This is a genomic window from Acinetobacter sp. YH12098 (assembly GCF_013419235.1).
Lineage (GTDB): Bacteria > Pseudomonadota > Gammaproteobacteria > Pseudomonadales > Moraxellaceae > Acinetobacter > Acinetobacter amyesii.
In genome coordinates, this window is record NZ_VPAO01000098.1 from 1 (window position 1) to 1,385 (window position 1,385).

Below are 1,385 nucleotides of genomic sequence, written 5' to 3' on the forward strand. Positions count from 1 at the left end.
CTTGTTAGAACCCATTTAAAGTGTCTATATTCTCACCAATAAAAATGTCTAGTTTATGATGGTTTTTATCACCATGGACTGGATATAAATATAGATGCTGATCACTATGTCTGACAAAGAAATTCAACGGCTTGCAGTTCTGCAAGACGTTCGAGATCATCGTATTACCCAGGTCCGTGCTGCTGAAATCCTAAATCTTTCCACCCGTCAAATTACCCGGTTATTGCAGAAGCTCAATCAAGATGGTGTCTCAGGTATGGCACATGCCAGTCGTGGTCAACCTGGCCATCGTCGCCATGATGACTTGTTAAAATCAAAGTGCCTTTCCATTATTGCTGAACATTTACTGGGCTTTGGACCCACCTTGGCGCATGAGAAGCTCAGCAGCATGTTTGACCTGAATATCCCGGTAGAAACGCTTCGGCGCTGGATGACGGCCAATGACCTGTGGATTCCGCGATCCAAGCGCCTGAAGCGTCCATATCAGCCACGTTATAACCGGGATTGCTTCGGTGAACTGATCCAAATTGATGGCTCATATCATGACTGGTTTGAAGGTCGAGCTGCAAAATGCTGCTTGTTGGTTTATATCGATGATGCCACTGGAAAGCTGTTGCATCTGCGCTTTTGTGAGGCTGAAACGACCTTTGACTACATGCTTTCAACCCGAGCCTACATTGAACAATACGGCAAACCTCTAGCCTTTTATAGTGACAAGCATTCGGTATTCAGAGTTAATCAGAAATCCAGGCAAGACAGCCAGATTACGCAATTTGGGCGGATTCTGAATAATTTGAACATCGATATTATCTTTGCCAACTCACCCCAAGCCAAAGGTCGTGTGGAACGTGCCAACAGAACCCTTCAGGACCGTCTGATCAAAGAGATGCGCCTGGAAGGCATCGGTTCGATTGCAGAGGCCAATATATGGTTACCCTGCTTTATTGAGCAGTTCAATCAGAAGTTCGCCAAATGTGCGCGAAACTCAAAGAACCTGCATCGGCCATTAACCGAATCTGATCTTGAACTGGATGATATTTTTACCTGGCAGGAACCGCGTAAGGTCACCAAGAATCTGACCCTGACCTATGACAAGTGTATTTATATGCTTGAACCGACAGAGCTGAATCATAAGCTTGTTGGGCAATACATTTCATTTCTGGAGTACCCGGATGGTACTGTGGCAATTATGCATGAAGGACGGAAGATCAACTATAGCGTCTTCAATAAACTGGCTGGACTACAGCAGAATGAAGTGGTTGAGAATAAAAGATTAGGTTCGGTCCTGGCCCATATCCAGCAGCAACATGAGGAATTGGAGAAACAGAATAAACGTTCCCGTCTCAAGAAAAGTATGCCGAGTCGTAAAGCTCAGAAAGTTGTTA

The 1,385-nt window shown here is 44.9% G+C and carries 1 protein-coding gene; it reads left to right on the plus strand.

Going from position 1 to position 1,385, the window contains the following annotated elements; all coding sequences use genetic code 11:
* Positions 1-94: 94 nt before the first annotated feature.
* Positions 95-1,385: ISNCY family transposase (locus FTU38_RS16710; RefSeq protein ID WP_180111903.1), on the plus strand; the 1,291-nt coding region annotated here is incomplete at its 3' end.